The following is a 25,179-nucleotide window of genomic DNA, read 5'->3' on the forward strand; positions in this document are numbered from 1 at the left end:
CCTAGGCCGGCAGGTGCCGTGCCGCGAACTCCAGCTCCAGTCTCACCTGCTTGATCCGCTCGTCCACGACCAGCGAGCCGTGCCCCGCGTCGTACCGGTACACCTCGTGGACCGCGCCCCGGGCCTCCAGTCTCTTGACGTAGTTGTCGATCTGGCGGATCGGGCAGCGCGGGTCGTTGACACCCGCCGAGATGTAGACCGGGGCCTTGACCTGGTCGACGTACGTCAGCGGGGAGGACGCCTCGAAGCGCTCCGGGACCTCCTCCGGGGTCCCGCCCAGCAGGGTGCGGTCCATGGCCTTCAGGGACTCCATCTCGTCGTGGTACGCGGTGACGTAGTCCGCGACGGGCACCACCGCGATGCCCAGCGCCCAGGCCTCCGGCTGGGTGCCGACGCCGAGCAGGGTCAGGTAGCCGCCCCAGGAGGCGCCGGTCAGGATCAGGCGGGCGGGGTCGGCGAGACCGGAGGAGACCGCCCAGTCGCGCACCGCCGCCACGTCCTCCAGCTCGATCAGGCCGACGCGGTGCTTGAGGGCGTCCGTCCAGGCGCGGCCGTAGCCGGTGGAGCCGCGGTAGTTGATGCGGACCACCGCGTACCCGTGGTCGACCCAGGCGGCCGGGCCGGCGGCGAAGGAGTCGCTGTCGTGCCAGGTCGGGCCGCCGTGCAGGTCGAAGACGGTGGGCAGGGGGCCCGTGGCACCCGCCGGCTTCTGGACCAGGGCGTGAATGCGACCGCCGGGGCCCTCCACCCACACGTCCTCCACCGGCACCGACGCCGGGCACGCCATGCCCGGGGGGTCCAGCACCACACCGCCGGCCGTGGAGCGGACTGCCGGGGGCTCGGCGGCCGACGACCACAGGTACTCCACGCTGCCGTCGGGGCGGGCGGTCGCGCCGGAGACCGTGCCGGGCGGGGTGGGGATGCGGGTCAGCTCGCGGGTCGACACGTCGTACCGGAACAGTTCGCTGCGGGCCTCGAAGCCGTGGACGATGAGCAGGGCCGAGCCGTCCGGGTACCACTCGGCGCTCACGTCACCGGGCAGGTCCAGGGCCAGGTCGGTCTCCTCGCCCGTGGCCACGTCCCACACCAGCGGCTCCCAGCGGCCCCGGCGCTGGTGGCCGATGAGCAGCCGGGTGTCGCCGTCGACCGGGGCGAAGCCCAGCACCTCCAGGCCCAGCTCCTCGGTGCCGCCCTTGGTGTCGTCCAGCTCGGCGACCGTCGTGCCGTCCGGGCGGAGCACCCGCAGGGCCGCGTGCATGGCGTCGCCGTGCTCGGTGTGCTCCACGGCGATCAGGGAGCCGTCGTGCGAGAGGTCGCCGACGCCCGCCGACTCGCGGTGGCGGTAGATCTCCACCGGGTCCGCGCCCTCGCGGGCCAGGTGGATCGTCGTACCCTCCTCGTCCGTGGAGCGGCCGACGACCGCCGTGCGGCCGTCGCGGGACAGGGCCAGGCCGGCCGGGTAGGACGGGTCGAGACCGGGCACGGCCGGCTCGTCCGGGCCGCCCGTGAACGGCTGGCGGCGCCAGATGCCGAACTCGTCGCCGTCCTTGTCGTCGAACCACCAGATGAAGGCGCCGTCCGGGGAGAGCACGCCGTCCGTCGTGCCGTTCGGCCGGGCCGTCGCCTGGCGCTGCTCGCCCGTCGCTCTGTCCCAGGCGTACAGCTCGTACGTCCCCGTCGCGTTCGACACGAACAGGGAGCGGTCCGGCGCGTCCTCCGCCCAGTCGGGCAGCGACACCCGCGGCGCCCGGAAGCGCTTCTCCCAGTCCGGCATGTCGGGTGTGTGCTGCGTGCTCGGCGTACCGCTGTCGTTCATGGCCCCAGTCATGCGCCCATAGTGCCTGGCCGCGCCGACAATTGGGTGGCGGGAGCCCACAGCCTGTGGATAACTTCCGCGGCATGAGCGTTCCCACCACTTCTCCGTCCGCAACCGAGGAGCCGTCGTCCCCGTCCGTCCCCGAGGGCTGGCGCGAGGACAACCGGGCCATGTGGGACGAGAGGGTCCCCCTGCACGTCGCCGGGTCCTTCTACGACCTCGACGGCTTCCGCACCCGCCGGGACGACCTGCGGGACTTCGAGCGGGCGGAGGTCGGGGACGTCACCGGCAAGTCGTTGCTGCACCTGCAGTGCCACATCGGCACCGACACGCTCTCCTGGCTCCACCGCGGCGCCGCCCGCGTCGTCGGCCTGGACTTCTCCGCACCCGCGGTGGAGGCGGCCCGCGCGCTGGCCGCCGACCTCGGCCACGGCCCCGACCGGGCGGCCTTCGTCACCAGCGACGTGTACGACGCGGCCGGGGCCGTGCCCGAGCCGTCGTACGACATCGTCTACACCGGGCTGGGCGCCCTGTGCTGGCTGCCGGACCTCGGGCGCTGGGCGGAGACGGCCGCCTCCCTCGTCGCGCCCGGCGGGTTCCTCTACCTCGCCGAGTTCCACCCGATCACCGAGACCCTGGACGACGAGACCGGCACCCGCGTCGTGCGCGACTACTTCACCCGGGACGCGCAGGTGTGGAACGAACCGGGGACCTACGCCGACCTGGACGCCGTCACCGTCCACAACCGCAGCGTGGAGTGGCTGCACTCCCTCGGGGACGTGGTCTCCGCGCTCGCCGCGGCGGGGCTGCGCATCGAGTTCCTGCACGAGCACGACGTGTCGCTCTTCCCGCGCTTCAAGAACTTCGAGGTGCGCGACGGCTACCACAGGTTCCCGGCGGACCATCCGCGCATCCCGCTGATCTACTCCCTGAGGGCGAGCAAGAGCTGACCCGAGGCGTGGACGCCGGGGCGGGCGCCGTACCGTGGAGGGCGTGTACCGGTTTCTGCTGACACCCCGCTGGTGGGGCATCAACGTCTTCGTGCTGCTCGCCATCCCGTTCTGCGTCTTCATGGGGTCGTGGCAGCTGAGCCGGTTCGAGGGGCGAGTGCAGGACCACCGTGCCGCGACCGAGCAGGCCGCCTCGGACCGGGGCGAGGCCGCTCGCCCGCTGGACTCGATGCTGCCCGTCGACAAGAGCACGTCGGGGCGGCGGGTCACCGCGAGCGGGCGGTACGGGGAGCAGTTGCTGGTGCCCGGGCGGGAGCTCGATGGCAAGCGCGGCTTCTACGTCCTGACCCTGCTGCGCACCGGTTCCGGCAAGGCGCTGCCGGTGGTGCGGGGCTGGCTGCCGGGTACGGCGGACGCGGCGAAGACGCCGGCGCCGCCCCGTGGTGAGGTCACCGTCACCGGTGCGCTGCAGGCGCCCGAGACCCCCGGGGACAACGGGGTCAGCGCGCAGGGCGGGCTCCCCGCCGGACAGACCGCGGCGATCAGCCCGGCGTCGCTGGTCAACCTGGTGCCGTACCGGCTGTACGACGCCTGGGTCACCCTGGACAAGGGGGACGCCGGGATGAGGGCCGTGCCCGCGAGCGCGCCGGGTGGTACGGGGCTGGACCTGAAGGCGTTCCAGAACCTCGGTTACACCGGCGAGTGGTTCGTGTTCGCGGGCTTCGTGGTCTTCATGTGGTTCCGCCTGCTGCGGCGGGAGCTGGAGTTCCAACGGGACGCCGCGCTGGGCCTGGTGGCGGAGGAGCCGGAACAGCCTCCGGTGCCGGCCGGCTGACCTGCGCCCCGAAGGGGCGCGGGGAGCCGCGGGACCAGCCACGACGGACCCGCGGCCGCGCACGCTTCCCGTGACGGACGGCGTCCACGCACCCCGCTCTCCCGGCGGAGCCTCAGGCGCCCGGGAGCAGCCCGGTGTAGTAGACGGTTCCCGCGCACGCCCCGGACACCACGGCCGTCGCCGTCGGCGAACCACCCTGTGCCGTGTGGGTCACCGTGACACTGCCGTCGGCCGTGCCCTCCTCGGTGGCGAGTTGCGGGGTCGTGCCCTCCGAGCCGGTGCTGTCGGTCGTGGCGCCGGAGGCACTCTGGGTGGGCGACGGATCGGGCGACGGACCGGTCGGGCCGGGGTCGCCCGGACCGCTGTCACCGCCGGTGGTGGGGCAGGTCTCCGAGGGGACGAAGGCGAACTTCTCCTCGTACGCCGCGCCCGGCTGGAGCACCAGCCCGGCGACCTCCTGGGACGGGTCCGGCAGGGCGGTCGCCGCGTCGCCGGCCACGTGCCGGGCGCTGAGGACCTTGGCCGGATCGGCGGCGCCCTGGGCGGTGGGCGTGATGCTGCCCGCGCCGGCGACCGCGCAGGCGGTGCCGGAGATGTTGGTGACGCGGAAGGTGCCGTAGACGACCCCCGCGGTGTCGGGCGCGTTCGCGCTGCCGGTGGCCGAGCCCAGCTGGGTCGCCGTACAGAGCGGAACGCCCGAGGCCGGCGTGGCGGAGGGGTCGGCGCCGGCGGTGGAGCCGCTGCCGCTGCCGGGCTTCGTGCCCTTGTCCTCGGGCCGGCCGGACTCCTTGCCGGGCTTGACGGTGGTACCGCCGGCGTCCTTCGGGCCGCCCTTGCCGGCGTCCTTGTCCTTGCCCTCCCCGGTGCCGCCCTGGGCCTGGGAGGACTGGCCGGCCATCGCGGTGTTGGGGTCGGAGCCGCCGGCCTGGGAGACGTGGACGAGGGCGGGGATCGCGGTGCCGATGAAGAGGGCCGCCGCGGCCATCCCGACCAGCGCCTGGCGCTTGCGGGCGCGGCGCGCGGGGACGGCCCGGCGCAGGTGGTCCAGGGTGCCGGTGCGGGGTTGAAGGTCGTCGACCGCCGAGTGCAGCAGCCGGCGCAGGGCCAGTTCGTCGGAGTCGGGCCCGTCCGGGCCGTGGACTCCGTCGAGCCTCTCCGGGCCCTTGTCGTCGGGGCCGTGGTTCACAGTTCCGTTCCCAGCGTGCGATGGCGTGTGCTGTTGCCCGTTGCGCTCCGTCGGCTCGTGCCAGGCGTAGGGCTCGTGACGTTCGTGGGAGTGGCGCTCATGGGAGCGACCGTCATGGGAGGTGCCCTGTTCGGCGTGGTCGCTCATGCCGGTGTCCCCATCGCGACCCGCAGCGCGGCGATGCCCCGCGAACCGTACGCCTTGACCGAGCCCAGCGATATGCCGAGCGTCTCGGCGACCTGGGCCTCGGTCATGTCCGCGAAGTAGCGCAGCACGAGCACCTCGCGCTGGCGGCGCTGGAGCCCCTTCATCGCCTTGATGAGATCCCGGCGCTCCAGCTGGTCGTAGGCGCCCTCTTCCGCGCTCGCCATGTCCGGCATCGGCTTGGAGAGCAGCTTCAGGCCGAGGATGCGCCGGCGCAGCGTGGAGCGGGAGAGGTTGACGACCGTCTGCCGCAGGTAGGCGAGGGTCTTCTCCGGGTCGCGGACGCGCTTGCGGGCCGAGTGGACGCGGATGAACGCCTCCTGGACGACGTCCTCGCAGGAGGCGGTGTCGTCGAGGAGGAGTGCGGCGAGGCCCAGCAGTGAGCGGTAGTGCGCCCGGTAGGTCTCGGTGAGGTGGTCGACGGTCGTGCCGGCGGCCTCGGCCGCCACGGCAGCCGCGGGCTCCTCGGCGCCGTCACGCTGACTGGGTATGCGGGCGGGCCGCGCGGCGGGCATGGGCGCGATCACCGGCATGCCGCCGGGCGGGCGGGGCCGGAGCGCCGCGCGAGGCCGCAGGGCCGTACCGCCGGGGGCCACACTGAGTTCGAGTACCTCTGCCACGCCTGTTGGACACGCTTCCCCCCTCGGGGGTTGTACGTGCCGGGCGTCACATGTGCGACAACCGGCGGTGCCTCAAGTGCCGTCATGCGTCCCGCTCTTCCCTCATGTCCCATATGAACGCGCCCCCACGCCCCGACCACGGCGTCCCCACGCCCGGATCACCACGTCCCCAGGTCCCGCAAGGGTGACCGCAAAGACGCTCCCCGCCTCCGTACGGTTGCGGAAGGCGGGGAGAGAAATCCTCTGTCGCCGGCCGGGAGTGGTTCAAGGGATTTGGACCATGCTCCCGGCCACAGTGCTTACGCAGATCCTACAAAGTTCAACGGCTACGTGGGGGCGGACAGCTCCGCCGCGATCAGTTCCGCGATCTGCGCGCAGTTCAGCGCGGCGCCCTTGCGCAGGTTGTCGCCGCAGACGAAGAGTTCCAGCGCGGTCGGGTCGTCCAGGGCCCGGCGCACCCGGCCCACCCAGGTCGGGTCGGTGCCCACCACGTCGGCGGGGGTGGGGAACTCGCCGGCGGCCGGGTCGTCGCACAGCACCACGCCCGGCGCGGTCGCGAGGATCTCGCGGGCCCCGTCGACGCCGACCTCCCGCTGGAAGCGGGCGTGGACGGTCAGCGAGTGCGTGGTGATCACCGGCACCCGGACACAGGTCACGGCGACCGGCAGCGCCGGCAGGCCGAGGATCTTCCGGGACTCGTCGCGGACCTTCATCTCCTCCGACGACCAGCCGTCCTCCCGCAACGACCCGGCCCACGGTACGACGTTGAGCGCGACCGGCTCCGGGAACGGCCCGGTGTCGTCCCCGACAGCCCGCCGTACGTCCCCGGGCTTGGTGCCCAGCTCGGTCCCGGCCACCAGGGAGAGCTGGGCCCGCAGCGTCTCCACGCCGGCCCGCCCGGCCCCGCTCACCGCCTGGTACGAGGACACCACGAGCTCGCGCAGCCCGAACTCGGCGTGCAGCGCGCCCAGGGCGACGATCATCGTGAGGGTCGTGCAGTTGGGGTTGGCGACGATCCCGCGCGGCCGGGACCGTACCGCGTGCGCGTTGATCTCCGGCACGACCAGCGGCACGTCCGGGTCCATGCGGAAGGAGCCGGAGTTGTCGACGACGACCGCGCCGCGCGCGGCGGCGACCGGCGCCCACTCGGCGGCGACCTCGTCCGGGACGTCGAACAGCGCGATGTCGACCCCGGCGAAGGCGTCCTCCGTCAGGGCCACCACCTCGACCTCCTCGCCGCGCACGGCCAGCTTGCGGCCGGCCGAGCGCGGGGAGGCGATCAGGCGGATCTCGCCCCAGATGTCCGCGCGCTGGGACAGGATCTGGAGCATGACCGTGCCGACGGCTCCGGTCGCTCCCACGACCGCGAGCGTCGGCCTGCCGGTCATCGGACCGTGTCCCGGCTCATCGGCCGGTGCCGCCGTAGACGACGGCCTCGTCGCTGTCGGAGTCCAGACCGAAGGCGGTGTGGACGGCGCGGACGGCCTCCGGCACGTCGTCGGCGCGGGTGACCACCGAGATACGGATCTCGGAGGTCGAGATCAGCTCGATGTTCACGCCGGCGTCGCTGAGCGCCTCGAAGAACCCGGCGGTGACGCCCGGGTTGGTCTTCATACCGGCGCCGACCAGGGAGATCTTGCCGATCTGGTCGTCGTAGCGCAGCGAGTCGAAGCCGATGCCGGAGCGGTTCTTCTCCAGCGCGTCGATGGCCTTGCGGCCCTCGGTCTTCGGCAGCGTGAAGGAGATGTCCGTCAGGCCCGTGGAGGCGGCGGACACGTTCTGCACGACCATGTCGATGTTGATCTCGGCATCGGCGATGGTCCGGAAGATCGCGGCGGCCTCACCCGGCTTGTCCGGCACACCGACGACCGTGATCTTGGCCTCGGAGGTGTCGTGCGCGACACCGGAGATGATGGCCTGCTCCACCTTCTTGTCCCCAATCGGCTCACTGCTGACCCACGTGCCCTGCAGTCCGCTGAAGGACGACCGGACGTGGATCGGGATGTTGTAGCGGCGGGCGTACTCCACGCAGCGGTGGAGGAGCACCTTGGAACCGGAGGCCGCGAGCTCCAGCATGTCCTCGAAGGAGATCCAGTCGATCTTCTTCGCCTTCTTCACCACGCGCGGGTCGGCGGTGAACACGCCGTCGACGTCGGTGTAGATCTCGCAGACCTCGGCGTCGAGCGCGGCGGCGAGCGCCACGGCGGTGGTGTCGGACCCGCCGCGGCCCAGCGTGGTGATGTCCTTCTTGTCGGCGCTCACGCCCTGGAACCCGGCGACGATGGCGATGTTGCCCTCGTCGAGAGCCGTCCTGATCCGCCCCGGCGTGACGTCGATGATCCGGGCTTTGTTGTGGACCGAGTCGGTGATGACGCCTGCCTGGCTGCCGGTGAAGGACTGGGCCTCGTGGCCCAGGTTTTTGATCGCCATCGCCAGCAGGGCCATGGAGATCCGCTCTCCGGCGGTCAGCAGCATGTCGAATTCCCGCCCGGCAGGCATGGGAGAAACCTGCTCGGCGAGATCGATCAGCTCGTCCGTCGTGTCGCCCATCGCGGAAACGACGACGACAACCTGGTTGCCGTTCTTCTTCGCTTCCACGATCCGCTTGGCGACGCGCTTGATGCCTTCGGCATCGGCTACGGAGGAGCCTCCGTACTTCTGCACGACAAGGCCCACGTGCGCTCCTCGCTCGGTTCGTTTGTGTCGGCTCAGTCTATCGAGCGTCCGAATTCCACCACCCTGCTCCCGCATGGTGAGACATCCGTCCGCCCGGTCTCGACCCCTGCCCAGCGATCGCCGCACCACTCGGAAAGTGCCCCGGCTCACAGAGCGCCGGGCCCGGACCGGCCCGGCCGGGCTACTGCCCGGGGCGGATTCCCAGGGGGCCGCCGATCTCCTCGGCCATGACGCGGCCCGCCTCGAACTCCAGGGTCTCGTCGCCCATGGCGGCCTGGTCGGTGTCGAGGCCGTCCAGTTCCTCCAGGGGCTGGTTGAGGCGGACGTGGATGAGGACGGACTGCAGGGCGCGCAGCACCGCGGAGGCCGTCGGGCCCCAGTTGGCGAAGTAGGAGAACTGCCACCACCACAGGGCCTCGGTGGTGCGGCCCGCGCGGTAGTGGACCATGCCGTGGCGCAGGTCGGTGATGATGTCGGCGAGGTCGTCGGAGATCCGGGCCGGCACCGGCGCCTTGCGGGGCTCGTACGGGTCGAAGACCTCGGAGTAGACGTCGATCGGGTCCAGGAGCCGGGCGTAGTTCTCGCGCAGCTCGTCCACGTCCGGCTCGGGGCCCGGGTCGGGCTCGTAGCGCTCCTCGGGGACGATGTCCTCGTGGGCGCCCAGCCGGCCGCCGGCCAGCAGGAGCTGGGAGACCTCAAGGAGGAGGAAGGGGACCGCCGATTCGGGCTCGTCGCCCTTCGCCACCTCCGTGACGGCCACCAGGAAGCTCTCGACCTGGTCCGCGATCTGGACCACGAAGTCGTCCGGGTTCTGCGTCGAGGCGTGCAGCGTGGCGTCAGACATCTAGCAGTCGTCTCCCCTCGAAGGCGCGGCCGAGGGTCACCTCGTCCGCGTATTCCAGGTCACCACCCACCGGGAGGCCGCTGGCCAGGCGGGTGACCTTCAGGCCCATGGGCTTGATCATGCGGGCGAGGTACGTCGCCGTCGCCTCGCCTTCCAGATTCGGGTCCGTGGCCAGGATCAGTTCCGTGACCGTCCCGTCGGCCAACCGCGCGAGAAGTTCTCGTATACGCAGGTCGTCGGGTCCCACGCCCTCGATCGGGCTGATCGCGCCGCCGAGCACGTGGTACCGGCCCCGGAACTCGCGGGTGCGCTCGATCGCGACGACGTCCTTCGGTTCCTCCACCACACAGATGACGGAGGGGTCGCGGCGCGGGTCACGGCAGATGCCGCACAGCTCCTCCTGCGCCACGTTGCCGCAGGTCGCGCAGAAGCGGACCCTCGCCTTCACCTCCAGGAGCGCCTGCGCGAGCCGCTTCACGTCCGTCGGCTCGGCCTGCAGGATGTGGAAGGCGATCCGCTGCGCGCTCTTGGGACCGACGCCGGGCAGCCGCCCCAGCTCGTCGATGAGGTCCTGGACCACGCCTTCGTACAACGGACTGCCCTTCCTGGAGACCTTTCGGTACGTACGGTAGTTGCCTCGCGCCTCCGCCCGGAAGGCGGTGGCGTCAGAACGGCAGACCCGGGATGCCGCTGCCGCCGCCCAGCCCCTGGGCCAGCGGGCCGAGCTTCTGCTGCTGGAGCGCCTGCGCGTTCTCGTTGGCCGCCTGTACGGCCGCCACGATCAGGTCGGCGAGGGTCTCGGTGTCCTCCGGGTCCACCGCCTTCGGGTCGATCTTCAGCGCCCGCAGCTCACCGGCGCCGGTGACGGTGGCCCTCACCAGGCCGCCGCCCGCCTGCCCGTCGACCTCCGTGTTCGCCAGTTCCTCCTGCGCCCGCTGCAGGTCCTGCTGCATCTTCTGGGCCTGCTGGAGCAACTGCTGCATGTTGGGCTGGCCACCACCGGGGATCACGATCAGCTCCTCGCCGTCTTCTCCGACGTTCCTTCTCCGACGTTTTATCCGTCGTGATGAGCCTACGTGGTCCACGCGGCCACTGCTCCGCCACTCTTTCGAGTGAGAACAACGTGAGTCCTATACCTGATCAAGGCCCTCTTACGGGCGGAAAAGTCGGGAAAGCTCCCTCTCCGCCACCCGTTGGGCGGTAGGAAGGTGGCCGCACGTCGGCAGGGAATGTCACGCAACGTGACCGGTCGTGATCAGTAGGGAGTGCCGGGTGGGTCAGCCGGAGATGCAGCCCGAGGGTCCGCCTCAGGACGGGCGGGGCGAGGGTGCGGCCGGGCTGCGGCCGGGCGATCTGACCGGGCGGGCCTTCCCGCTCGGGGACTGGGGCGAACCCGCCGAGCGGCTGGACGAGTTGTACCGGTGGGTGGAGCGGCGGGCGCTGGAGACGGCCGCCTGGTACCTGCGGGACCGGGTGTGGAAGCGGCGCGGGGCGCGCGTGCTGCGGGCCGGGGCGGCGACCGGGGCCGTGGCCGGGGCGGCGCTGCCGCTGCTGGAGCTGACCGGGGCGGCCGGCGGGGTGGCGCCGTGGGGCTGTCTGGCGCTGCTGCTCGCGGTGTCCTGCGTCGGCATCGACCGGTTCTTCGGGGTCACCTCGGGCTGGATGAGGGACGTGGCCACGGCCCAGGCAGTGCACCGGCGGCTCCAGGCGTTGCAGTTCGACTGGGCGGCGGAGTGCGTGCGGGAGGTGCTGGGGCCGGCGGAGGGCACGGCGAGCGAGGCGGCCGAGCGGTGCCTGTCGGTGCTGCGGCGGTTCTCGGAGGACGTCGTGGAGCTGGTGCGCACGGAGACGACCGACTGGATGGTGGAGTTCCGCACGGGGGCGGCCCCACTGGGCATCCAGACGGCGGTGGCGACGGTGCCGCGCCAGGAGACCGGGGGCCCCGGTGCCCGCTTCCCCCTGCCACCGGCGAACGGCAGCCGCCCGAACATGCCCCGGCAACGGCCACCGGAGCCGCGGTGAGCACCCCGAAGGGGCGCGGGGAACCACGCGATCAGCCGGAACCTACGCGCACAGTTTCATCCCCTCCGGTGTCCAGCACGGCACGTGTCCATGGGTGCGGATGATGGACTGGCCGTTTCCCCGGGACAGGTACGTCAGGAAGCTGGAGGCGAGGGAGTCGGCGGGCGGACTGCCGTAGGTGTAGGCGTACTCGATCTCCCGGTACGGATACCCGCTGCGCCCGTGCTCGATCGCGTCGACGGAGGGCGCGTCGCCGTCGAGGCCCAGCACGCGCACCCCCTTCGCCCGCAACGCCAGGTTCAGCTCGCTGTAGCCGACGGCACCGGGCAGTTCGGCCACCTTCGCCAGCACCTGGTCGGTGGAGTCCAGCTCACAGCGGGTCACCGGCGCCGACGGATAGTCCTTGCGGACGCAGTCGACGGACGAGTTGGCCATTTCGCCCCGTCCCAGCACCCGCCGCTGGAAGACCTGCCGGGTCCCGGAGTTGGCGTCCCGGCTGACCAGGTGGACCGGCAGCGACCGCCCGCCGAGCCGCGCCCAGTCGCGGATCCGCCCCTGGTACAGCCCGCGCACGTCCGCGGTGGACAGGTTCCGTACGCCCACGTCGTCGTTGACCACGAGCGCGAACACGGACAGCGCGACCCGGGTCTCGCGCAGCTCGGGCATGTCGCCGGGCTTGGATCCGTCCGAGAAGGCGACGACCGCCGGCGCCCCCTTCCCCTTCGCCGCCGCCCCGGCCGCCGCCAGTTCCCGGATGCCGGCGGTGGAGCCGTGGACGTCGACGGCGATGTCCGCGCCCTCGCAGTCCTCCTCGTACTCCTCCGCCACCTCCCGCAGCACCGGCGCGAAGGCCGTCGAGCCGATCACGGTCAGCGTGCCCTGCTCGCAGCCGACCGGTGGCGGGCTGTCGTCGCGGGCCACGACGATGCCGGCGAGGGTCATCACGCACACCGTGAGCATGATGGTGATGAGCCGGGAGGCGCGGCTGAACAGGGGCGGCTTGTCGTCGGGGGTGGCGCTGCGGTTGGGGTGGACCTCGCCCTCCCGGATCCCGCCGATCAGCCGGATCCCCCGGCCCACGTCACCGCCGGACAGCAGCACCAGCAGCTTGAAGTGGTCGCCCCTGTTGAGCGGGACGCGCGGGATGCGCAGGGTGTTGCCCTCGTAGCCGAAGCCGCGCTCGGCGGTGAAGTGGTCCATCAGGTGGTCGGTGTCGGTGGGCTGGGTCACCGACACGCCCCGGATGGTCCGGTCGGTGAACACCGCGGTGAGCCCGTGCCGTTCGGGGCTGGTGTAGTCGTCGCGGTCGATGCCCTGCGAGCCGTCGTTCTCGACGCGCAGCAGGACGAGCGTGGCGTCCTCCATGCCGGGCGCTTCGAGGAAGAGCCCGAGCCGCCGGTTGACCCGCCCGGACCGCACGTCGTCGCCTATCGGGTTGTCCATCTGCACCCGGTAACCGACCCGCTTGCGCCGCGGCACCCGGCGCTCGTACCAGACCATGCCCGCGGACGCGGCGATGCCCAGCACCGCGGTGCCGACGGCGACGACGTTCTCCGCGCTCAGCCACTCCATGTGGGTGCCCCCGCCACTCCCCGGAGCCGGATGATGGTGGAGTCACGGTACGCGCGCGAACAGGCGCCGACGGGTCCGGTCCACGAACGTTCGCCCGACGTTCAACTACCCCGGGGACAGCGCGCGTTGCCGGCCGTCACGGTCACTGCCTGCGGTACGTCAGGCTCTCCCCTCCGCTCGTCTTCGCCCGCTTCAGCCGTCCGTCCGGCAGCAGGGTGACCTCGGTGGCCTCGCCCGGGGTGCAGGAGGAGGCCGGCTCGCCGGTCGTCACGGTGGACGGGCCGATCTCCAACGGCCCGTCCGCACTGGGCTCCTGGGCCAGCTCCGCCTCGAAGACGCAGTGGTACGAACCGCCGCCCTCGGCCGGCCCGTCCGCGACCAGCGTCAGCACGGTGTCGCCCACCTCGCCCTGCCGGATGGTCAGTTCACGGGTGTTGGAGCCGCCCGCGTTGTCGATGGTCGTCCGCCAGGTGCCCAGATACGCGTCCGGCACCGCGCCGGCCGTGGAGGCGGAGGGGGACGGCTCCTCCGTCGCGGACGGGGAGGGCGTGCCGGAGCCGTCCGGCGAGCCGGAGGTGTCGGTGGGCGCCTGGACGACCGTGCCGCCGCCCTTGTCGTCGCTCCCCGCGCCGTTCCGCATCAGCGCGTACACCGAACCGCCCGCGCCCAGCGCGACGACCAGCGCGACCACGACGAGCAGCGCGGTGGACCGCCCGCTGCGCCGCTCGGGGTCCACCGGGACCCCGACGGTGGGCGGCCCGTACGGCGGGGTGGACCCGGGCGGCGGATACCCGTGGCCGACGGGCTGGGGGTGCGGTGGGTGCGGCTGTGCGTACGCCTGCTGCGGATACGGTTGCTGCGGCGGGTACGGCGGCTGCGGCTGCGGCACCCCGTACGCCGGTCCGAACCCGGCGGAGGCGGGCGGCGGCGGAGCCTGGGCGGAGACCGCGGTGGGCAGGCGATCGACGCTCCCGGCGTCCCCGCCGTCCAGGACAGCGGCGTGCTCGGGCCCCCCGCCCGGACCGGACGTTGGACCCGCGCCCCGTTCCGGGTCCTCGGCCTCCAGCAACCGCACCGCATGCCTGCCGAGCTGCGCGACCAGCGAACTCGGCAGCCAAGGGTCCCGCGACCGCCCCTCGGCCACGGTGTCCTCCACCCCCGTCCGCTCCAGGACGGCGTCGAGCGAGGGCCGGGCCCCCGGCTCCTTGCGCAGGCAGTCCCGGACGAGGTCGGCGATCCCCTCCGGCACCCCGGTGAGATCCGGCTCCTCCTGGGCGATCCGGAACATCAGCGCGTGCGCGCCGCTGTCGGCGTTGCCGAAGGGCAGGGTCCCGGTCGCCGCGTACGCCAGCACGGACCCGAGGCAGAACACGTCGCACGCCGGCGTGATCCGGTCCCCGCGGACCTGCTCGGGCGCCATGAACCCCGGCGACCCGACGAGCGCCCCGGCCCGGGTGAGCCCCTCCCCGCCGGCGGTCGCCGTCTCCCGGGCCCGGGCGATCCCGAAGTCGATCACGCGGGGCCCGTCGATGGTCACGAGCACGTTGGACGGCTTGAGGTCCCGGTGCACGATCCCGGCCGCGTGGATGTCCTTCAGCGCGTGCGCGAGCCCCGCCGCCAGAATCCGCACCGACCGCTCGGGCAGTGCCCCGTGGTCGTGCCCGACGACCTGCTGGAGGCTCGGCCCGGCCACGTACCCGGTCGCCACCCACGGCACGGCCGCCTCGGTGTCCGCGTCCAGCACGGGCGCGGTCCAGTACCCGCCGACCCGTCGCGCGGCCTCCACCTCCTGCCGGAACCGCGCCCGGAACTCCTCCTGCGCCGCCAGCTCCTCCCGGACGAGCTTCACCGCGACGGTCCGCCCCCGGTCCGACCGCGCCAGGTACACCTGCCCCATACCGCCGGCGCCGAGCCGCGCCAGCAGCCGATAAGCACCGATTCCCTGCGGATCCCCCGGCCCCAGCTTCTCCATCCGCGTCCGCCTTCCCCCCATAGGTCTGCGACGACCGAGAATAGTGCGGTCGTACGACAGGAGGTTCGTCCTCCGCCGATCCCCGGCCGGTCTCCGCCGCCGCGCCGTCGACAACCTGTCGCGCTTTCCCCCCGCCCACGGAACAGGACGCCGATAGGACTTCCGCATCGCGGACATCTACGCTCGGCCGCATGACCCCTCAGCCCAGCCCCGAAGCCGGCGCCGCGGTGAAGGCCGCGGACCGTGCGCACGTCTTCCACTCCTGGTCGGCCCAGGACCTCATCGACCCGCTCGCCGTCGCCGGCGCCGAGGGGTCGTACTTCTGGGACTACGACGGCACGCGGTACCTGGACTTCACCAGCGGACTCGTCTTCACCAACATCGGCTACCAGCACCCGAAGGTCGTCGCGGCGATCCAGGAGCAGGCCGCGAAGCTGACGACCTTCGCGCCCGCGTTCGCCGTCGAGGCCCGCTCGGAGGCGGCCCGGCTGATCGCCGAGCGGACCCCCGGCGACCTGGACAAGATCTTCTTCACCAACGGCGGCGCGGACGCCGTCGAGCACGCGGTCCGCATGGCCCGGCTGCACACGGGCCGCCCGAAGGTGCTCTCGGCCTACCGCTCGTACCACGGCGGCACCCAGCAGGCCATCAACATCACCGGTGACCCGCGCCGCTGGGCCTCCGACGGCGCCGCCGCCGGTGTCGTCCACTTCTGGGCGCCCTTCCTCTACCGCTCCCGCTTCTACGCCGAGACCGAGGAGCAGGAGTGCGCCCGGGCGCTGGAGCACCTGGAGACGACGATCGCCTTCGAGGGCCCGGCGACCATCGCGGCGATCATCCTGGAGACCATCCCGGGCACCGCCGGGATCATGGTGCCGCCGCCCGGCTACCTGGCCGGGGTGCGCGAGCTGTGCGACAAGTACGGCATCGTCTTCGTCCTGGACGAGGTCATGGCCGGCTTCGGCCGGACCGGCGAGTGGTTCGCGGCCGACCTGTTCGGCGTCACCCCGGACCTGATGACCTTCGCCAAGGGCGTGAACTCCGGTTACGTCCCGCTCGGCGGTGTCGCCATCTCGCAGGAGATCGCGGAGACGTTCGGCAAGCGCCCCTACCCCGGTGGGCTCACCTACTCCGGCCACCCGCTGGCCTGCGCCGCCGCCGTCGCCACGATCAACGTGATGGCGGAGGAGGGCGTCGTGGAGAACGCCAGGCGGCTCGGCGAGAGCGTCGTCGGACCCGGCCTCGCCGAGCTGGCGAAGCGACACCCGAGCGTCGGCGAGGTGCGCGGTACCGGCATGTTCTGGGCGCTGGACCTGGTGAAGAACCGGGAGACCCGCGAGCCGCTGGTGCCGTACAACGCGGCCGGTGAGGCGAACGCCCCGATGGCCGCGTTCACGGCCGCCGCCAAGCGGCACGGCCTGTGGCCGTTCGTGAACATGAACCGCACCCACGTCGTCCCGCCGTGCAACGCGAGCGAGGCCGAACTGAAGGAGGGCCTGGCCGCGCTCGACGCCGCGTTGAGCGTCGCCGACGAACACACGGTGTGACCGTACCGTGCCTGCCGCCGGGCGGGTCCGAACGCGTAAGGTGACGTGCTCGTAAGCAACAGCGACTCGCGTAGATCGCGAGTCCGTACGAGTACGTCACCCGGACGTGTGAGGAGAGGCACGGACATGCCCGGCAACGGCACCGTGACGCGCAGCACCCTGCGCCAGCAGATCGCGGACGCGCTCCGTGACGAGGTGCTGGCGGGCCGGCTGCGCCCGGGCCGGGCGTTCACCGTGAAGGAGATAGCCGACCAGTACGGCGTCTCCGCCACCCCCGTCCGCGAGGCACTGGTCGACCTGTCCGCGCAGGGCATCCTGGAGGCCGACCAGCACCGCGGCTTCCGGGTGCCCGAGTACTCGGTCACCGACTACCGGAACATGATCGAGGCGCGCAGCCTGGTCACCGAGGGCATGTTCCAGGCCCTCACCGCCGGCCACCCCGCCTTCCGCACCCCGCCCGAGGACCCCCGCACGGCCGCCGCCCTGGCCACCGTGCGCCGCCGCGGCGAGGAGGCCCAGCGGGCCGCGAGCGCCGGCGACCTCACCGTCCTCATCGGCTACGACCTGCGTTTCTGGCGCGAGCTGAGCGCCCTCTTCGGCAACCCCTACCTCGGGGACTTCCTGCACCGCCTGCGCGTGCGCTCCTGGGTGTGCGTGGTGCAGCACCTGCTGCGCCTGCCCGACCTGCGCGGCCGGCTCTGGTCCGGGCACACCGAGCTGGTCGACGCGCTCGCCCGGCGCGAGGCCGACACGGCCCGCGCGATCGTGGCCGCCTCGAACGCCGACTCGCTGGCCCTGCTGGAACACCTGACCAACGGGTAAGTGACCGGTACGGCCCCTCAGGTCCGTACGAGGGGAGCAGCCCCGGGGCCGTACCGACTACCCTTCCCTGACCACCTGCTGCCGTGCGCGACCGCGCGCCTGCCGACGTAGGAGCCCTCCTTTGGCCTGTGACCTGTGGCTGGTACCGCTCGTGGACGTGTTGTGCCACACCCCGGACAACCCCTTCGCCGAGGAACTCGCGCAGTACGACAAGGCTCTCGCCGAGGCGGGTCTGCCGCCGGTGCCGGTGTACCAGTACATGCCGGGCCTGTCCGGTGACGTCGCCCCGGTCGCCGGTTTCGACTACGACGCCCTGCACTTCCTGCGCCGGGCCCACCTGCTCCAGGTCTGCGGCCTGCCGGTGACCCCGGTGGACGAACTGGGCGGCGACTACGAACAGTTGCTGGAGATGTTCGAGTCGACCGCCCAGCAGTCCCATCTGGTCTGGCACTACGACCACGCGGGCGCGTACGTCCCCGTGGACTTCCCGCACCCGCTGTCGAACGACGAACTCCTCGCGGGCGGCGGCCCGTTGGGCTCGTCCCAGACGCTGCTGCGGGAACTCCAGCACGTCGCCCCGGCCATCGGCATCGACCCGGCGAACCCCCCGGCGCCCCCCGCCCCGCCCACGGCCCCCACCGACCTGGAGGAGCCGGCCGTCCCGGCCCCCTACGACCCCAGCCCCTTCGCCCGCGAACGGCACGTCTGGCTGGGCCTGCACGCGGCGGCGACCCGCTCGCTGGCGCAGGGGTCGATGATCGTGTTCAGCTGATGCGCGGCACGCTCCAGGACGCCCGACGGCCCCCGCCTCCCGGTGGACCCGGACGCCTGGTCGGCGTCTGCTGAGTCACACCGCGAAGTGAGGGCCGTGCGGTGAGGGCTGTGCGGCGGTCTAGAGGAACGAGTTGATCTCGATCGTCTCGTCACGGCCCGGGCCCACGCCGATCGCGGAGATCGGCGCGCCGGACATCTCCTCCAGCGCCTTGACGTAGTTCTGCGCGTTCTTCGGCAGGTCGGAGAAGGACTTCGCCTTGCTGATGTCCTCGCTCCAGCCCGGCAGCATCTCGTAGACCGGCTTCGCGTGGTGGAAGTCGGTCTGGGAGTACGGCAGTTCCTCGACGCGCTGGCCGTCGATCTCGTAGGCCACGCAGACCGGGATCTGCTCCCAGCCGGTGAGGACGTCCAGCTTGGTGAGGAAGAAGTCGGTCAGGCCGTTGACGCGGGTCGCGTAGCGGGCGATGACCGCGTCGAACCAGCCGCAGCGGCGGTCACGGCCGGTGGTGACACCGCGCTCGCCGCCGATGCGGCGCAGGGCCTCGCCGTCCTCGTCGAACAGCTCGGTCGGGAACGGGCCCGCGCCGACGCGGGTCGTGTAGGCCTTGAGGATGCCGATGACCCGGCTGATCTTCGTCGGGCCCACGCCGGCACCGGTGCAGGCGCCGCCGGCGGTCGGGTTCGACGAGGTCACGAAGGGGTACGTGCCGTGGTCGATGTCCAGCAGCGTGCCCTGGCCGCCCTCGAAGAGGACGACCTTGTCGTCCTCCAGTGCCTGGTTGAGGACCAGGACCGTGTCGGCGACGTACGGCTTGATCTGCTCGGCGTAGCCCAGCAGCTCCTCCACCACCTGGCCCACGGCGATCGCGCGCCGGTTGTAGAGCTTGGTGAGGATCTGGTTCTTGACGTCGAGGGCCGCCTCGACCTTCTGGGTCAGGATCGACTCGTCGTAGAGGTCCTGGACCCGGATGCCCACGCGGTTGATCTTGTCGGCGTAGGTCGGGCCGATGCCACGCCCGGTCGTGCCGATCTTGCGCTTGCCGAGGAAGCGTTCCGTCACCTTGTCGACGGTCACGTTGTACGGCGTGATGATGTGCGCGTTGCCGCTGATCAGGAGCTTTGACGTGTCGACGCCACGCTCGTTCAGACCGCTCAGCTCGGAGAGCAGGACCGACGGGTCGACGACGACACCGTTACCGATGACCGGCGTACAGCCGGGCGACAGGATTCCGGAAGGGAGGAGGTGGAGCGCGTACTTCTGGTCGCCCACGACGACCGTGTGGCCGGCGTTGTTGCCGCCCTGGTAACGCACCACATAGTCGACGGAGCCACCGAGCAGGTCCGTCGCCTTTCCCTTGCCTTCGTCACCCCACTGAGCACCGAGCAGCACAAGTGCGGGCACGCGCGTACACCCCTTCCGGGCGGGGCATGTCCAAGGTCGGGGGCTTGGGCGTAAGGTTCACCGCCGCGTACCACTGCGACCGCCGTTGGTCGCACAACCGTCGGACCGGATGCCCCGGAATAGACGAAGCCCCTGGCGCAATAGCGCAAGGGGCTCTTGCACAAAGATGCTACCCGAGGAAGCGAGGCAGGACCGAGGTGGCGACTTTCGCGACGTCCGATCAGCTGCTGGTGATCATCGATCCGGCGGCACGGCAGGCGGACGGAGAGTCCGTACGGATCGCGAAAGACGTGCTCAGCGCGGGTGCGGCGGCGAAGGTGTGCCTGCCGGACGGGCCGGACGAATTCGCCCGCGCGCTCGGCCGAAGGGGGTCCCGGCGGCCGGTGGTGATCGGTGACGACCGGGCGCTGGTGCGGGCCGTCACCCTGTTGCACCGGCAGCGGGAGCTGGCCGGATGCGCGCTGTCGGTGGTGCCGGTGGGGGACGCGGCGCTCGCCGAGTCGCTCGGGGTGCCCGGCGGCACGGTGGCAGCGGCACGGGCGGTCCTGGACGGCGCCGAGCGGCGGCTGGACCTGCTGGTGGACGACAGCGACGGGGTCGTGCTCGGCACGCTCGGCATTCCGCCGGCGCGACCGGTGCCCGCCGAGCCGGTCCCGCTCGGCCCGGACCGGCCCTGGTACCGCTCCCTGGCCCGCACCCTCGCCCCCCGCCCCGCCCGCCTGTCGGCCGTGCCCTCACCGCGCGTGACCCGGCTGCGGGTGGAGGTGGACGGGGAGACGGTGGTCGACCTGGACCAGCCGGTGGAGGCGGTGTCGGTGGCGGCGGGCCGGACCGGGACGGCCTCGGTGGAGGTGCGGCCCCTGTCGGTGGGCGCGGAGGCGACCCCGCTGCTGGCCTCCGGGCACACGGTGACGGTCACGGGAGCGGACTTCCGCTACCGGGCGGACGCGGTGGTCTCGGGCCCGGTACGGCGGCGGACGTGGCGCGTGCTGGAGGGGGCGTGGGCGCTCACGCTGCCCCGTACTTCTTCTCCCGGTACGCCCGCCAGCGTTCCATCATCCCCGCCACGTCCCGCTCGATGAACTCGAAGAAGTCCAGCGTCTCGGCGAGCCTGCGCCCCGCCGGGGTGTCGGCGCCGAGGCTGGTGACGCCCTCGCGCAGGGCGTCCTCCCAGCGCTTGATGATCGTCTCGCGGTTGGTCAGCGCCTCGTACCACTGGTCGCTGTGCACCCGGTACCGCTCCCGCCGCGAGCCGGGCTGCCGCTCGCGTGACACCAGGTGGACCTGGGCCAGGTAGCGGACGGCACCGGAGACGGCCGCCGGGCTGATCTTCAACTGGTCGCCCAGCTCGGCGGAGGTCAGGCTGCCGGTGTCCGAGGCGAGCAGCGCGGCGAGGACGCGGGCCGGCATGCGCGGCACACCCGCCTCGACGAGCTGGGCCGCGAAGTGCTCCACGAACCGCGAGACCGTCTCCGGGTCCCGGCGCGTTGTCGGCTCCGTCATGCCCTCAGCCTATCCGGCATTCACCGACTTCCTTAACTTCACAAATTTCTGAAAGTAGCGTACGTTCGGCAGCATGACCAAGGCACTCACGGTCTCCGGGCTGCACAAGTCCTTCGGCCGTACGCACGCGCTGGACGGCCTCGACCTGGACGTCGAGGCGGGAGAGGTCCACGGCTTCCTCGGCCCCAACGGCGCCGGCAAGTCCACCACGATCCGCGTGCTGCTCGGCCTGCTGCGCGCCGACTCGGGCGCCGCGCAGGTGCTGGGCCGCGACCCCTGGCGGGACGCGGTGGAGGTGCACCGCCGGATCGCCTACGTCCCCGGCGACGTCACCCTGTGGCGCAACCTCTCCGGCGGCGAGGTCATCGACCTCTACGGCCGGCTGCGCGGAGGACTCGACCCGCGCCGGCGCGCCGAGCTGCTCGACCGGTTCGAGCTGGACCCGGCGAAGAAGGGCCGGACGTACTCCAAGGGCAACCGGCAGAAGGTGGCCCTCGTCGCCGCCTTCGCCTCCGACGTCGACCTGCTGATCCTGGACGAGCCGACCTCGGGCCTGGACCCGCTGATGGAGGAGGTCTTCCGGCGCTGCGTCGAGGAGGAGCGCGAGCGGGGCCGTACCGTCCTGCTCTCCTCCCACATCCTCGGCGAGGTGGAGCGGCTGTGCGACCGGGTCAGCATCATCCGCAAGGGCCGCACGGTGGAGAGCGGCACACTGGCCGACCTGCGCCATCTGACCCGGACCAGCGTGACCGCCGAGCTCGCCGGGCCGCCGAACGGGCTGGCGCTGCTGCCCGGCGTCCACGGCCTCGACGTCCAGGGCCGGCGCGTGCGCCTCCAGGTCGACACCGACCGGCTCGACGCCGTCCTGCGGCAGCTCACCGAGTCCGGCGTACGGTCCCTGACCTCGACGCCGCCCACGCTGGAGGAACTGTTCCTGCGGCACTACCAGGACGCCGGGACGGACGGGGTGCCGGCATGACCGCGCTCGCCGGCACCGGCACCCTGCTGCGCTTCTCGCTGCGCCGCGACCGGGCCCTGCTCCCGGCCTGGATCGGGGTGAACGCGCTGATGGTCCTGTCCATGCCGACGTCGCTGGACAGCCTGTACAGCACCGAGTCCCAACGCGCCGGTCTGCTGCGGCAGATGAGCACCAACAGCTCGCTGCGCGCGCTCGTCGGACCGGTCTTCGGCGACTCGCTCGGCGCCCTGACCGCCTGGCGCGTCGGCGTCTACGCGGGCGCCCTCGCGGCCGTGATGAGCCTGCTCGTCGTCGTCCGGCACACCCGGGACGAGGAGGAGACCGGCCGTCAGGAGCTGCTGTCCTCGGGGGCGCTGGGCCGCCGGGCCCCGCTGGCCGCCGCCCTGCTGACGGCGGCCACCGCGAACGCGCTGCTGGCCCTGCTGATCACCGCCGGACTGTCCGCGCAGGGCGCCTCGGGCGCGCTCGCCTTCGGGCTCGGCGTGGCGGGCGTCGGCCTGCTGTTCGCGACGACGGCGGCGATCGTCGCCCAGCTCACGGAGAGCGCCCGCCTGGCCCGGGGCCTGACGGCGGCGGTGCTGGGGGCGGCGTTCGTACTGCGGGCGGCGGGCGACTCGGTGTCGGACGACGGTTCGTCGGCGCTGACGTGGCTGTCCCCGCTGGGCTGGCTGGAGAACGTGCGCCCCTTCGCGGGCGAACGCTGGTGGGTGCTGGGCCTGTTCGCCATGGCCGTCTTCGCCCAGGGCACGCTGGCCCACGTCCTCACCGCGCGCCGGGACCTCGGCATGAGCTTCCTGCCGGCCCGGCCGGGACCGGCCACCGGCCGCCTCGGTACGGCGGGCGCGCTGGCCTGGCGGCTGCAACGCGGCAGCGTGTTCGGCTGGTCGGCCGGCCTCTTCCTCGCCGGGGTCGTCTACGGCGGCCTGACGGACGGCGCGGCCGACCTGGTCCGGGACAACGCGGGCGCGCGGCGGATCTTCGAGCGGATGGGCGGCCACAGTGGGATCACGGACGCGTTCCTCGCCTCCATGACCGGCATGCTCGGTCTGGTCGCGGCGCTGTACATCGTGGCCTCCGTGCTGCGCCTGCACGGCGAGGAGACATCGGGGCGCGCGGAACCGGTGCTGGCGTGCGCGGTGGGCCGCCTGCGCTGGGCCGCCGGTCATCTGACGATCGCCTTCGGCGGCTCGGCGCTGCTCATGCTCCTGGCCGGCGCCGGCCTGACCCTCGGCCACGGCGAACAGCCGGGTCCCCTCCTGGCCGCCTGCCTCGTCCAGCTCCCCGCGATCTGGCTGACCGGCGCGGTGGCCCTCCTCCTCTACGCCCTCACCCCCCGCCTGGCCCCGGCCGCCTGGGGCGTCGCCGTGGCGATCCTGCTGCTCGGCTGGGTGGGCCCGGCCCTGAACGCCCCCCGGCCCCTCCTCGACCTCTCCCCGTTCACCCACCTCCCGAAGCTGCCGGGCGGTCAGCTGGAGTGGGCCCCGGTCCTGACCCTGCTGGGCCTGGCCGCACTGCTGACGGGGGCGGGACTGGCGGGGCTGCGGCGCAGGGACATGACGTCCTGAGCCTCAGTCGACGTACTGCTCAGATCAGCGCACCTCCACGCTCAGTCCCTCCAATCCCCGGATCACGAAGTTCGGCTTGCGGTCCGGCTCCTTGGCCAGGGTCAGGGTGGGGGCCTGCCGGAGGAGGGCCGTCATGGATGCCGCGAGCTCCATGCGGGCCAGGGGGGCGCCGATGCAGTAGTGGATGCCCGCGCTGAAGGAGATGTGCGGGTTGTCCTTCCGGGTGAGGTCCAGGCGCTCGGGGTCGGTGAAGACCGCCGGGTCGTGGTTGGCGGAGCCGAAGAGCATGGCGATCTCCGAGCCCCTGGGGATCGTCGTGCCGTCGATCTCGATGTCGTCCAGGACCCAGCGTTCGAAGAGCTGGAGCGGGGTGTCGTAGCGCATCAGCTCCTCGATCGCGGAGGGGATCAGGGAGTGGTCCGCGCGGAGGGCAGCGAGCTGGTCCGGGTTGCGCAGCAGCGCCCACCAGCCGTTCACCGTGGCGTTGACCGTCGCCTCGTGGCCCGCGTTGAGGAGCAGCACCGCCGTGGAGATCATCTCCTGCTCCGTGAGGCGGTCGCCCTCGTCGTGGGCCGCGATCAGGCCCGAGATCAGGTCGTCCCCGGGGGCCCCTCGGCGGACCGCGATCAGCTCCCGCAGACAGTCCGAGAACTCCACCGACGCCCGCACCGCCCGCGCCGCCGTCTCCTCGGACGGGTTCAGCTCGTACATCCCGCAGATGTCCGCCGACCAGGGGCGCAGCTGCCCCCGGTCCGCCTCCGGGATGCCCAGCATCTCGGCGATCACGGCCACCGGCAGCGGCTCCGCCACGTCGGTGAGCAGATCACCGCCGCCGTTCCCGACCAGGGCGGCCACCAGGTCGTTCGCGAGCCCCTCGACGTACGGCCGCAGCCGCTCCACCGTGCGCGGCGTGAACGCCTTCGACACCAGGCGCCGGATGCGGGTGTGGTCCGGCGGCTCCAGGTCGAGCATGCCGTGGTCGTTGAGGGTGTGGAACGGCTCGTGCTCCGGCGGGGGCGGGGTGCGGCCGAACTCCTCGTGGCTGAACCGGTGCTGGTACGTCCGGCCCAGCCGGCGGTCGCGCAGCAGCGCCGAGACGTCCGCGTGGTGCGGGACCAGCCACTGGTCGGTCGGCTCGTACCGGATCACCCGGCCGCGGGCGCGCAGCTCCGCGTAGGCCGGGTACGGGTCGGCGACGAACGCCGGGTCCCAGGGATCGAACGCGAGGTCGGTGGGGCCTGCCATGCGGGGACGCTAGCGCGCCGGGCGACGTCTGACCAGGGGTGCCTTCCCGCACGGTGCAGCCTTCACGGCTCACACGACGGGCTCTGTGCTGACCAGGACGTAGTCGTGCCCGGGGGCCGCTCGGCTCCCGGCCGGCCGGATCTCGGCGTGCACGTGCGCTCAGATCCGGTCCGCGACGAGGACGTAGTCGTAGTACAGGGGGTCGCCGTCCTCGTCCACCGGGTACTCGTGGCTGCTCTGGTTCGCGAGGATCACCTTCAGCTCGGGCAGGGCGTCGAATCCGAGGTCGTTCTCCTCGATGGTGTGGCCCCGTTCCGCCAGTTGTTCGAAGAGGTCCTCACTCGGGGTGCGGAAGACGTCCAGCCCGTCGAGCAGCACGCGGACGTCGGCGTCCTCCTTCCGGAAACGGATCAGCTCCACTCCGCTCAGCGCGCCTTTGCTGAAGCCCAGCACGATGTCCATCTGGGAGTCGTCGTGCGTGAGGACGATCTGCCCGGGCTCCTCGTCGCCGGCGACGGTCCGGAACACACCCCACTCCTCCACCACGGCGCGCGCTTCCTCGACCGGCATGCCGAGCCGGAAACGCCCGACGCCGACATGCGGCACCAGTTCCAGTTCCATGTTCACTCCCTCGATCACACGCCC

General features: G+C 72.3%; 23 protein-coding genes. 9 read left to right on the plus strand and 14 right to left on the minus strand.

Annotated elements, in window-relative coordinates; all coding sequences use genetic code 11:
- Position 1: 1 nt before the first annotated feature.
- Entirely contained in the window at positions 2-1,816 is a 1,815-nt protein-coding gene (locus C3492_RS26475) for a prolyl oligopeptidase family serine peptidase (RefSeq protein ID WP_103814707.1), read from the minus strand.
- A 170-nt stretch (positions 1,817-1,986) separates the two neighbouring features.
- On the opposite strand from C3492_RS26475, the gene C3492_RS26480 reads away from it, so the two are divergent.
- Positions 1,987-2,766, plus strand: a complete 780-nt coding sequence (locus C3492_RS26480) for a bifunctional 2-polyprenyl-6-hydroxyphenol methylase/3-demethylubiquinol 3-O-methyltransferase UbiG (protein ID WP_103814709.1) — start codon at positions 1,987-1,989, stop codon at positions 2,764-2,766.
- Between the two features lie 43 nt (positions 2,767-2,809).
- On the plus strand, positions 2,810-3,601 hold the full coding sequence (locus C3492_RS26485; RefSeq protein WP_181140562.1) for an SURF1 family protein: 792 nt from the start codon (positions 2,810-2,812) through the stop codon (positions 3,599-3,601).
- 112 nt (positions 3,602-3,713) lie between these two features.
- Here the strand turns inward: C3492_RS26485 and C3492_RS26490 are convergent, their stop codons facing one another.
- The 7 genes from C3492_RS26490 to C3492_RS26520 all read right to left on the minus strand — a co-directional run bounded on the left by C3492_RS26490 (position 3,714) and on the right by C3492_RS26520 (position 10,141).
- Complete coding sequence (locus C3492_RS26490; RefSeq protein WP_103814713.1) at positions 3,714-4,787, minus strand: hypothetical protein; 1,074 nt, start codon at positions 4,785-4,787, stop codon at positions 3,714-3,716.
- A 143-nt stretch (positions 4,788-4,930) separates the two neighbouring features.
- The gene (locus tag C3492_RS26495) at positions 4,931-5,611 is read right to left on the minus strand and encodes a SigE family RNA polymerase sigma factor (RefSeq protein WP_103814715.1); all 681 of its coding nucleotides are present in this window, start codon (positions 5,609-5,611) and stop codon (positions 4,931-4,933) included.
- A gap of 326 nt (positions 5,612-5,937) precedes the next feature.
- Positions 5,938-6,999: an aspartate-semialdehyde dehydrogenase gene (locus C3492_RS26500; protein WP_103814717.1), complete on the minus strand. Its 1,062-nt coding sequence runs from the start codon at positions 6,997-6,999 to the stop codon at positions 5,938-5,940.
- Between the two features lie 16 nt (positions 7,000-7,015).
- A complete protein-coding gene (locus tag C3492_RS26505; protein WP_014673991.1) occupies positions 7,016-8,287 on the minus strand; it encodes an aspartate kinase in 1,272 nt (423 codons plus the stop codon).
- Positions 8,288-8,468: 181 nt separating this feature from the next.
- A complete protein-coding gene (locus tag C3492_RS26510; RefSeq protein ID WP_103814719.1) occupies positions 8,469-9,131 on the minus strand; it encodes a DUF5063 domain-containing protein in 663 nt (220 codons plus the stop codon).
- The gene (recR, locus tag C3492_RS26515; RefSeq protein ID WP_103814721.1) at positions 9,124-9,723 is read right to left on the minus strand and encodes a recombination mediator RecR; all 600 of its coding nucleotides are present in this window, start codon (positions 9,721-9,723) and stop codon (positions 9,124-9,126) included. The genes C3492_RS26510 and recR overlap by 8 nt, the downstream gene beginning before the upstream one ends.
- Positions 9,724-9,796: 73 nt before the next feature.
- Positions 9,797-10,141: a YbaB/EbfC family nucleoid-associated protein gene (locus C3492_RS26520; protein WP_103814723.1), complete on the minus strand. Its 345-nt coding sequence runs from the start codon at positions 10,139-10,141 to the stop codon at positions 9,797-9,799.
- A 262-nt stretch (positions 10,142-10,403) separates the two neighbouring features.
- Here C3492_RS26520 and C3492_RS26525 point away from each other — a divergent pair, with 262 nt between their 5' ends.
- Entirely contained in the window at positions 10,404-11,153 is a 750-nt protein-coding gene (locus C3492_RS26525) for an SLATT domain-containing protein (RefSeq protein WP_103814725.1), read from the plus strand.
- Positions 11,154-11,195: 42 nt separating this feature from the next.
- On the opposite strand, the gene C3492_RS26530 is transcribed toward C3492_RS26525, so the two are convergent.
- The gene (locus tag C3492_RS26530) at positions 11,196-12,725 is read right to left on the minus strand and encodes a substrate-binding domain-containing protein (RefSeq protein WP_103814727.1); all 1,530 of its coding nucleotides are present in this window, start codon (positions 12,723-12,725) and stop codon (positions 11,196-11,198) included.
- Positions 12,726-12,867: 142 nt separating this feature from the next.
- Positions 12,868-14,697, minus strand: coding sequence for a serine/threonine-protein kinase (locus tag C3492_RS26535; RefSeq protein ID WP_103814729.1), 1,830 nt, complete (start codon positions 14,695-14,697; stop codon positions 12,868-12,870).
- 191 nt (positions 14,698-14,888) lie between these two features.
- On the opposite strand from C3492_RS26535, the gene C3492_RS26540 reads away from it, so the two are divergent.
- The 3 genes from C3492_RS26540 (at position 14,889) to C3492_RS26550 (ending at position 17,838) form a co-directional block, all read left to right on the plus strand.
- Positions 14,889-16,244, plus strand: a complete 1,356-nt coding sequence (locus C3492_RS26540) for an aspartate aminotransferase family protein (protein WP_103814731.1) — start codon at positions 14,889-14,891, stop codon at positions 16,242-16,244.
- A gap of 126 nt (positions 16,245-16,370) precedes the next feature.
- Complete coding sequence (locus C3492_RS26545; RefSeq protein ID WP_103814733.1) at positions 16,371-17,066, plus strand: GntR family transcriptional regulator; 696 nt, start codon at positions 16,371-16,373, stop codon at positions 17,064-17,066.
- 121 nt (positions 17,067-17,187) lie between these two features.
- The gene (locus C3492_RS26550) at positions 17,188-17,838 is read left to right on the plus strand and encodes a hypothetical protein (protein ID WP_103814735.1); all 651 of its coding nucleotides are present in this window, start codon (positions 17,188-17,190) and stop codon (positions 17,836-17,838) included.
- Between the two features lie 120 nt (positions 17,839-17,958).
- On the opposite strand, the gene C3492_RS26555 is transcribed toward C3492_RS26550, so the two are convergent.
- A complete protein-coding gene (locus C3492_RS26555) occupies positions 17,959-19,242 on the minus strand; it encodes an adenylosuccinate synthase (RefSeq protein WP_103814737.1) in 1,284 nt (427 codons plus the stop codon).
- Between the two features lie 197 nt (positions 19,243-19,439).
- Here C3492_RS26555 and C3492_RS26560 point away from each other — a divergent pair, with 197 nt between their 5' ends.
- Positions 19,440-20,324: a diacylglycerol kinase gene (locus C3492_RS26560; RefSeq protein WP_103814739.1), complete on the plus strand. Its 885-nt coding sequence runs from the start codon at positions 19,440-19,442 to the stop codon at positions 20,322-20,324.
- Here C3492_RS26560 and C3492_RS26565 read toward each other — a convergent pair.
- Positions 20,251-20,745 (minus strand): GbsR/MarR family transcriptional regulator, encoded by a 495-nt coding sequence (locus C3492_RS26565; protein WP_103814741.1) that lies wholly within the window; start codon positions 20,743-20,745, stop codon positions 20,251-20,253. The genes C3492_RS26560 and C3492_RS26565 overlap by 74 nt on opposite strands.
- Positions 20,746-20,818: 73 nt before the next feature.
- On the opposite strand from C3492_RS26565, the gene C3492_RS26570 reads away from it, so the two are divergent.
- Positions 20,819-21,724 carry an ABC transporter ATP-binding protein gene (locus tag C3492_RS26570; RefSeq protein WP_103814743.1) on the plus strand — a complete coding sequence of 302 codons (906 nt, stop codon included), beginning with the start codon at positions 20,819-20,821 and terminating at the stop codon, positions 21,722-21,724.
- Entirely contained in the window at positions 21,721-23,289 is a 1,569-nt protein-coding gene (locus C3492_RS26575; RefSeq protein ID WP_103814745.1) for an ABC transporter permease, read from the plus strand. Before C3492_RS26570 ends, C3492_RS26575 begins: the two co-directional genes overlap by 4 nt.
- A gap of 24 nt (positions 23,290-23,313) precedes the next feature.
- On the opposite strand, the gene C3492_RS26580 is transcribed toward C3492_RS26575, so the two are convergent.
- Positions 23,314-24,534, minus strand: coding sequence for a cytochrome P450 (locus C3492_RS26580; RefSeq protein ID WP_103814747.1), 1,221 nt, complete (start codon positions 24,532-24,534; stop codon positions 23,314-23,316).
- 159 nt (positions 24,535-24,693) lie between these two features.
- Positions 24,694-25,155 (minus strand): hypothetical protein, encoded by a 462-nt coding sequence (locus C3492_RS26585; protein ID WP_103814749.1) that lies wholly within the window; start codon positions 25,153-25,155, stop codon positions 24,694-24,696.
- Between the last annotated feature and the right edge of the window lie 24 nt (positions 25,156-25,179).

Source organism: Streptomyces sp. Ru62, assembly GCF_002920615.1.
Lineage (GTDB): Bacteria > Actinomycetota > Actinomycetes > Streptomycetales > Streptomycetaceae > Streptomyces.